We start from the raw sequence: 8,413 nt of genomic DNA, 5'->3' as shown, positions 1-8,413 counted from the left end.
CGGCGGCTCGATCATGGCCAAATGGTGCCTTTCCCACCACAAGGAATCCTTCCTCTACGAGCGGTTCGACGAGATCACCGAGATCATGAAGGCCTATGACGTCGCCTACAGCCTCGGCGACGGCCTGCGCCCCGGCAGCATCGCCGACGCCAATGACGAGGCCCAGGTCGCCGAACTCTACACCCTCGGCGAGCTGACCAAGCGCGCCTGGGCCCAGGATGTGCAGGTGATGATCGAGGGCCCCGGCCACGTCCCGATGCACAAGATCAAGGAGAATATGGACAAGCAGCTCGAAGTCTGCGGCGAAGCCCCCTTCTACACATTGGGGCCGCTCACCACCGACATCGCGCCCGGCTATGACCATATCACCAGCGGCATCGGCGCCGCGATGATCGGCTGGTACGGCACCGCGATGCTTTGCTACGTCACGCCCAAGGAGCATCTCGGCCTGCCCGACCGCGACGACGTCAAGGTCGGCGTCGTCACCTACAAATTGGCCGCCCACGCCGCCGATCTCGCCAAGGGCCACCCCGCCGCGCGCCTGCGCGACGATGCCCTCTCCCGCGCCCGCTTCGAATTCCGCTGGCGCGACCAGTTCCATCTGTCGCTCGATCCCGACACTGCGGAAAATTACCACGACCAGACGCTTCCCGCCGAGGGCGCCAAGACCGCGCATTTCTGCTCGATGTGCGGGCCGAAATTCTGCTCGATGAAAATCACGCAGGACGTGCGCGACTACGCCAAGGAGCATGGATTGATGGAAACGGACGCACTCGACGAGGGCATGGCCGAGAAGGCGGCTGAGTTCCGTGCCGCTCCGGAGGTCTACCAGCGCGTTTGAACGCCGTTATCATGTGCGGACCGAGGGAGCAGCGGGTGCGCACAGGCGTCGCTCCGAGACCCATGAATCCATGAAACTTTCCGTTCCCATCATCCAGTTGCCACTGCTGTTCGACGCCGCCGCGCTCGCCGCTGAGATCGCTGTGTTCGACGAAGGCATGTGGCGGCCGCATCCAAGCGGCACGCCGGGCAACACCGCGTTGCCATTGGTCGCCGTCGATGGCGATGCGGCGATGGGTGATGCGCTGGACGGCCCGATGCGCCCGACGCCAGCGCTGGAACGCAGTCCGTACATGCTGCAGGTGCTTGGCAGCCTGGGCGCAGTGCTGGGACGCACCCGCTTGATGCGCCTATCGGGTCGATCCGAAGTACAGCAGCACGTCGACTTCGACTACTACTGGAATGAGCGCGTGCGTGTGCACGTTCCGATCCTCACGCAACCCGAGGTGCGCTTCGCGTGCGGCGATGAAGTGGTCAACATGGCGCAGGGCGAGTGCTGGATCTTCGATACATGGCGTCAGCACAATGTATACAACGACGCGAATGTCGCCCGAATCCATCTGGTGGTCGACACCGTCGGCTCGACTGCGTTCTGGGATCTCGTCAATGCGGGCAGGACGCCCGCGATGCCGAAGTCCGGCTGGCTTGCGCGCTTCACCGCGCCGCAGCCGCATGAACGCGCGTCGGAGCTGATGTTCGAATCGGTCAACAGCCAGTCGCCGATGAGCTACTGGGAGCTGCGCGGACACGTCACGTTCCTGCTCGGCGAAGTGGAGCCGCAGTCCCGCATGCAGCCCATTGCGCAAATGGCGGGCGTGTTCGTCAGGGAATGGCAGACGTTGTGGTTCCACTGCGGCGCAGACGATGCCGCGCTGCCGCGCTATCGCCAGGTGCTGGACGGGTTCCTCGCGCAGTTCGCGCAGGCGGCCGCGGGAATCAAGTTGCGCAATGGTGCGGACTTGCCCGCGTCGATGCGTGGTCTGCTGGCCCGTGCAGTGCGCAGGGCCAAGGCGCTGCCGTTCGTCGAGGGGACGGTGGAAACGCAAGCTGCGAAGCCGATCGCCAACGTCGTTCGCCACGCGGCGGACGCGTATGCATTCGACCGGCCGGTGTTCATCGTGTCGCCTCCGCGCTCTGGTTCGTCGCTGTTCTTCGAGACGTTGGCGCGCGCTCCCGGAGTCTGCACGGTTGGTGGCGAGAGCCATGGTGTGATCGAGGGTATCGGCGCGCTCAGCGCAGTGGCGCGCGGCTATGATTCGAACCGGCTGGACGAATCCGATGCGTCACCGGAGGTCATCGAGGAATTGCGGCGGCGCTTTGCCGCCAGAGCGAAGGATCGCGAGCAACGATCGCCACAGGGTCGGATCCGGCTGCTCGAGAAAACGCCGAAGAACGCGCTGCGCGTGCCCTTCCTCGCACGCGCGTTTCCCGATGCCGTGTTCGTTTATCTGTATCGCGATCCCCGCCAGGTTCTCTCCAGCATGATGGAAGCGTGGGAAACGCGCGGCTTTCGCACCTATCCCGAGTTGCCCGGATGGAGCGGCCTTCCGTGGTCGCTGTTGTTGACGCCCGGCTGGCGCAATCTGGTCGGCTACCCGCTTGCGCAAATCGTCGCGACGCAATGGGAAACCACCACGCGGATCCTGCTCGACGACCTCGATCGACTTCCGTCGAATCGACGATGCGTTGCGCGATACGACGGGCTCATTGCCGATCCGGACCGGGAGATCCGGCGTATTTGCCAAACGCTCGAATTGGCGTGGGACAGTCCGCTCGGCATCCGCTTGCCAATGGCCCGGCATACGGTCTCCGCCCCCGACCCTGAGAAATGGCGGCGGCGGCAGCATGAGATCGAGCCCTTGCTCGCGCAAATGACGGAGACGGTTGCGCGTGCTGCCGCGTGCGCCGAACGCTAGCGCGATGCGCGCGAAAGAATGATTCGGATGTGCCCGTATGCGCTGTTTTTCGCATTCGGTGTTTCCTGGAAAATCCGGTGTCGGTCAGCTTCGGGACATGAAGATCCCGTAAAATGAAGCGGTCGTGCCCGCGGGCGCGAACCCCTCGGCGACCCACCCACCATCAGGAGTCAGGCATGGCCGCAAAACCGTTCCTTTCGGACATCAAGACGATCCGCCAGCGTGCGCGCGAGCACATGGAGCGGGGCGCAGTCACCGACAGTTACACCCTCGATCGCGACACCGTGCTCAAGCTGCTCAACGAGGCGCTCGCGACGGAAATCGTCTGCGTGCTGCGCTACAAGGCTCATCACTATCTTGCGTCAGGCATCAATGCGAAAAGCGTCGCGGCCGAGTTTCTCGAGCATGCGAATGAGGAGCAGGTGCACGCAGACCAGATTGCAGAGCGCATCACCCAGCTCGACGGCACGCCGAACTTTTCGCCCGAAGGCCTGTTGACCCGCAGCCATGCGGAGTTTGTCGTGCCTGAGGACCTGGCTGGAATGATCGAGGAAAACCTGGTTGCCGAGCGCATCGCGATCGACAGCTACCGGGAAATCATCAACTACGTCGGCGACCGCGACACGACCACCAAGCGCATGCTCGAGGGCATTCTCGCGATGGAGGAAGAACACGCGGAAGACATGAAGACGTTGATGGAAGACTTCGGCAAGAAGGGAGAGCCGGCAAAGCCGAAGGAGCGATCTGGCGACAAGGCGGGCAAGTCCAAACGCTGATGGTGGGCAGTGCGTCGGGGTCGAACCCGACGGAGCCCGATCAGGTCATCGGGGCCATGTGCGGAGTTGGCGAGCGCGCGTTTGTTGAACTGCAGGACACGGCGCGAATGCGCGTCGTGTGTTGAGGCACAATGGGGTCCCATCTCCCGCTTCGTCTGCAGGCTGATCGTTCTGACGATCCAGGGCCTGCGACGACCGATGACATCCGCCGATACCGGAGCTCCGCATGGCCAGCTTTTCCGCAACCGCCGGGTCCGGCAGACGTTTCCTGTTCGGTGCGATTGTTGCGCTCGTCAGTCTGTATGTCGTCGGGGTCATTGCGTTGATGTGGTGGTGGGATCACGAGCCGCCGCACTTCGATGTCGCCGCGACGGCGCAGGCGCGGATCGCTGCGAAGAACGAACACGTCGTCACCGGGACGATCACTACTGCAGCACTGATCACCTCGGCTGAAACGTTGCTGGACAAGCGCGGGGGATATCTCAGCAATGACCGGTTTCCTCCGGGCGTGTTGATGGATAACGTACCGAACTGGGAATTTGGCGTGCTGACCGCGACGCGCGATCTGGTGCAGTCGCTGCGCAACGCGTTCAGTCGCTCGCAGACACAGTCGGTCGAGGACAAGGACCTGCAGGAAGCGGATCCGCTCTTCAGTTCGCCGAATGATCGGTGGCTGCTTCCCAGCTCAGAGAGCCAGTACCGCAAGGCGGTCGCGCACGTCGACGGCTATCTCACGCGCCTCAGCGACGACGACGCCAGCAATGCGCAGTTCTACGCACGCGCTGACAATCTCACCGATTACCTTCAAACGGTCTCGGCTCGGTTGGGTTCGTTGTCGCAGCGCCTGTCGGCAGCGGCGGGGCAGGTGCGGATCGACACCGACCTGGCGGGAGACCAGCATGCTCAGCAGTCCACCCCTGCGCTGAGTCCGCGCATGGTGCAGACGCCATGGAACAAGATCGATGACAACTTCTACGAGGCGCGCGGCTACACCTGGGCCTTGCGCGAGCAGCTTGAGGCGATCCGGATCGACTTCGCGCCGATCCTCGCGAGCAAGAACGCCGCGGTCAGCCTTGAGCAGGTCATCCGCGAACTGGAGGAATCGCAGAAGCCGATTGGAAGCCCGATGGTCCTCAACGGCACGCCGTTTGGATTCTTCGCCAATCACTCACTGGTGATGGCCAACTACATCTCGCGCGCGAACGCCGCGGTGATCGACCTGCGCGAGTTGCTCAAGCGCGGGTAGTGGGATCGGAGGCTGGACGACCACAGGTCGGCCGGCAGCTCCCTGATCCTCCAATCAAACGCGCCGCCGGGAATTGGGGACGTCGTCCAGCATGCGGCTGTGCACGAACGCGACGCTGCCAGACACCGGCGGGCCACACCGTCGACGATCCTTCGGCGACTGCGGCGATGACCGCAAATGGGACAACCCTGGCGACTCCATGCCAAGATCCAATCCTTTTTGTCCTCTGCCAACGTCGTGACCATTCCTCCGCTCTTTTCCATCCGCACGGATGCAGCGCCTTGGCGTGCGTTCGTCGAGCATCCTCTGTTCCTCGGGTTTCTGTTGTTGCTACCGGTGGTCTGGCTCCTCGGTCCGGTGCCGATCGACGAAACGCGCTATCTCGCGGTCGCATGGGAAATGCGCCAGACCGGCGAGTTCCTCGTGCCGCACCTCAACGGCGCGACGTATGCGCACAAGCCGCCGATGCTGTTCTGGATGATCAATGTCGGCTGGCTGGTGACCGGCGTCCACGCGTGGACGGCACGCGCGATGACACTGGCCTGTTCTCTGATCACCCTGATTCTGATGCAGCGATTGACCTTGCGGCTCGGCGCATCGGAGAGCGCTGCGCGGCACTCGATGTGGCTGGTGCTTGGGGCGATCTATTTCGGGTTTTTTGCGAACGCGATCATGTTCGACGTGCCGCTCACCACCTGCGTGCTGCTGGCGGTGCATGGCCTGCTGGATCTGGTCGAAGGACGGTCGCGCCGGGGTATTCTCGTCACGGGAGTTGCGATCGGCCTCGGTATCCTGCTGAAGGGTCCGGTGATGTTGCTCGACATCGCATTTGTCGCACTCGGCGCACCGTGGTGGGCGCGGGATGCGCTGCGCGGTCGGCGGGCGCGCTATTTCGGTGTGTTTGGCCTCGCGTTCCTGCTCGGTGTCGCCATCGGTCTCGCCTGGGCGATTCCCGCAGCGCTGCACGGCGGCGACGCGTACGCGCGCGCGATTTTCCTCAACCAGACCTTCGACCGGATCGAAGCGGTCAAGGGCGCGAGTGCGCATGGACGTCCGTTCTGGTGGTATGCAGCGGTTTTTCCGCTGATGTTGCTGCCGTGGCCACTGGTGATGCGCGGTTCGTGGCAGCGATTGCGGTCGTTGCAGGATGATCGCGCGGTCCGGCTCGGACTCGCGTGGGTCGTGCCGACGTTCGTCGCGTTCTCACTGATCGGCGGCAAGCAGCCGCACTATCTGTTGCCGGCGATTCCGGGAGTTGCGCTGATTCTGGCTGTTGCGCTCGAGCGCGGCGCCTTGCGGGTGCGCACCGGTGTATTCGGACTGGTCCTCATCGCGGTCGGGGTCGCCTTCGGATGGATCTCGCAGCATCCGCCGTCGCACTTCAGCGACGCCTACTTCGGCGACACGTCGGTTGCCTGGGCAATCGGCATCGCCGTCATCGGTGCGGCGATGCTCGTTTCTTCCCGACGTGCCATCGAGCCTGCGTGGCCGGCACTGGCGACGTTGGCGGTGGTGCTGATCATCAAGATCGCGATCGTGCAGGGTCCGGGCGAGCGTTACGACGTCAGTCGCATTGCCACGCAGATCGCCGCCGCGCAGCAACGAGGCAAGCCGATCGTGTGCCTCGGCTGGCACCACGGCGTATTCGAGTTCGCCGGGCGGTTGAAGGAGCCGCTGCTCGTGATCGAAGGCATGAACGAATTCGCCACGTGGACACAGCAGCATCCGGACGGCCTGGCCGTCAGTTTCTATGCACGCTTCCGCTTCCGCGCGACGCCGGTGTTCACGCAGCCGTTTCGCGGCGTCGAGGTGTCGATCTGGAATGCGACGGAGGCGCTGGCCTCCGGCGTCGATCCCGCGGTCGAACACGTTCGCGACGGTGGCGACAGCGGCGAAGAGGCGACCGACGACTGACGCGCGTCGTTCAGAAGGCCGGCTTTTCCGCAGCCGAACCGTAGCGCTCCACACCGGCGAGGATCTCGTTTTTCGCGGCCGCGGCGTCGACCCACCCCTCGATCTTCACCCACTTGCCCTTTTCGAGATCCTTGTAGTGCTCGAAGAAGTGGCCGATGCGTTCGAGCCAATGCCCCGAAACCTGGTCGATGTCGGCAATGTGCGCGTAGCCCGGAAAGGTTTTCGGATGCGGGACGACGACCAGTTTCTCGTCGGCGCCAGCCTCGTCGGTCATGCGCAACATGCCAACCGGTCGGCAGCGCACCACCGAGCCCGGCACCAGCGGCAGCGGCAGGATCACCAGCGCATCGAGCGGATCGCCGTCGCCGCCAAGCGTCTGCGGCACGTAACCGTAGTTGCACGGGTAGCGCATCGGGGTGGACAGCACGCGGTCCACGAAGATCGCGCCGGACGCCTTGTCCACTTCGTACTTGACCGGCTCGGCGTCTTTCGGAATTTCGATGATGACGTTGATTTCGTCCGGCACCTTGGCGCCGGCAGGAACGCGTTCCAGACCCATGGGGACTCCTGTTGTCGCTTCGCCCGGTTTCGGAACCCAAGTTGCCGAAACGGAAGTAAGCGCGGCGCCGGTGCCGGCACACGCGCATTGGCAGGCGCAAGGCCCGCGCGGGCGCGAAGAATACGGCAAACGCTGTCCCGGCGCAGCGGGTCCCGAATGATGCACCGGGAAGAAAACGTGGCCGTCCTCGTCGCGACCGGAAATGATTCCGAACGCCATCGCCGCCCACCGAGCATCGCGTACCGCCGCCTCACACCATGAAGCGGCGTCTTCGGTGGTCGGTCAGGGCGCTTTCGGCGGCGACGGATGGAGCTTCTCGCGCTGCTCGGCAATCGCGCGCGCCGCGCTGAGCACCACATCGGACGGTACGCGCACGCGGTAGTCCGGGTGGACGTACGAGAACTGCAGCACGCCGTCCGCATCGACGATGTACACCGCCGGCACGGGCAACGCGTGGTGCGTGTCGCCGGACGACGCGTCCAGATCGATGCCGTACTCCTTGTAGCGGGCGATGGTGGCGGCGTCGACGCGATAGGCAATACCGAACGCGCGGATCGCGCTGGCCGAGCTGTCGGAGAGCAAGGTGTAGTCGAGCGCATCCTTGCCGAGCGTCTTGCGCAGTTCCTCCGGTCGGTCCGGACTGATCGCGATCGTCTGGTAGCCGAGCGCCGTGAGGTCTTTCTGGATCAGGCGCAGGTTGCTCAGCTGGAGATTGCAGAACGGGCACCAGCCGCCTCGATAGAACACGAGCACGGCCGGCTTGCCCCCGACCGCCTTGACGAGCGACGTGCCCGCACCATCGACGGTGCGCAACGTGGCGTCGGGCAGCGCGCTGCCGAGCAGCAGCGGTGTCACCCGGTCGGGGGCGGTTGCGAAATCCGCAGCCTGGACAGTGCCGAGCAATGCGGCGAAGACGATCGTGGCGAGCAAGCGCATGGTGTTTTCCTTCGACGAGCCCTCCTAGACCCTGTGTCCGTCGCAAATCTTGCAAGCGCGGCATGCGCCGATCTGACAACCCTTGGTGTACTTCGGTGCGGTCCGCGCAGGAATTTTCGCGAAAGCGCGGCTGCACAAGGCCGTCACTCGCGTCTTGCTAAGGTGCTTTCCTCTACAAACGGAAAAGGGTGCAGGACAACGGCAACCAAGCGGCGACCATGTCGCC

At 64.2% G+C, this 8,413-nt stretch carries 7 protein-coding genes; 5 read left to right on the top strand and 2 right to left on the bottom strand.

The annotated features are described in order from the left end of the window. The 5 genes from ABIV12_RS14020 to ABIV12_RS14000 all read left to right on the top strand — a co-directional run. Positions 1 to 841 (top strand): phosphomethylpyrimidine synthase ThiC (locus tag ABIV12_RS14020; protein ID WP_348060358.1); only part of this gene is annotated, 841 nt, incomplete at its 5' end. Between the two features lie 70 nt (positions 842 to 911). Beyond that, the gene (locus tag ABIV12_RS14015; RefSeq protein WP_348060355.1) at positions 912 to 2,756 is read left to right on the top strand and encodes a sulfotransferase; all 1,845 of its coding nucleotides are present in this window, start codon (positions 912 to 914) and stop codon (positions 2,754 to 2,756) included. Between the two features lie 176 nt (positions 2,757 to 2,932). After that, complete coding sequence (locus tag ABIV12_RS14010; protein WP_348060350.1) at positions 2,933 to 3,532, top strand: ferritin-like domain-containing protein; 600 nt, start codon at positions 2,933 to 2,935, stop codon at positions 3,530 to 3,532. Positions 3,533 to 3,758: 226 nt separating this feature from the next. Continuing rightward, complete coding sequence (locus ABIV12_RS14005; protein WP_348060348.1) at positions 3,759 to 4,778, top strand: DUF2333 family protein; 1,020 nt, start codon at positions 3,759 to 3,761, stop codon at positions 4,776 to 4,778. A gap of 237 nt (positions 4,779 to 5,015) precedes the next feature. Continuing rightward, positions 5,016 to 6,692 carry a glycosyltransferase family 39 protein gene (locus ABIV12_RS14000; protein WP_348060346.1) on the top strand — a complete coding sequence of 559 codons (1,677 nt, stop codon included), beginning with the start codon at positions 5,016 to 5,018 and terminating at the stop codon, positions 6,690 to 6,692. Between the two features lie 10 nt (positions 6,693 to 6,702). Here the strand turns inward: ABIV12_RS14000 and ppa are convergent, their stop codons facing one another. Beyond that, entirely contained in the window at positions 6,703 to 7,251 is a 549-nt protein-coding gene (gene ppa, locus ABIV12_RS13995) for an inorganic diphosphatase (protein WP_348060344.1), read from the bottom strand. Positions 7,252 to 7,533: 282 nt separating this feature from the next. Further along, on the bottom strand, positions 7,534 to 8,187 hold the full coding sequence (locus ABIV12_RS13990; protein ID WP_348060342.1) for a peroxiredoxin-like family protein: 654 nt from the start codon (positions 8,185 to 8,187) through the stop codon (positions 7,534 to 7,536). Between the last annotated feature and the right edge of the window lie 226 nt (positions 8,188 to 8,413).

Source organism: Dokdonella sp. (assembly GCF_039926425.1).
GTDB lineage: Bacteria > Pseudomonadota > Gammaproteobacteria > Xanthomonadales > Rhodanobacteraceae > Dokdonella_A.
Note: the sequence above shows the minus strand (reverse complement) of the source record. Positions and strands in the feature narration are given on the sequence as shown.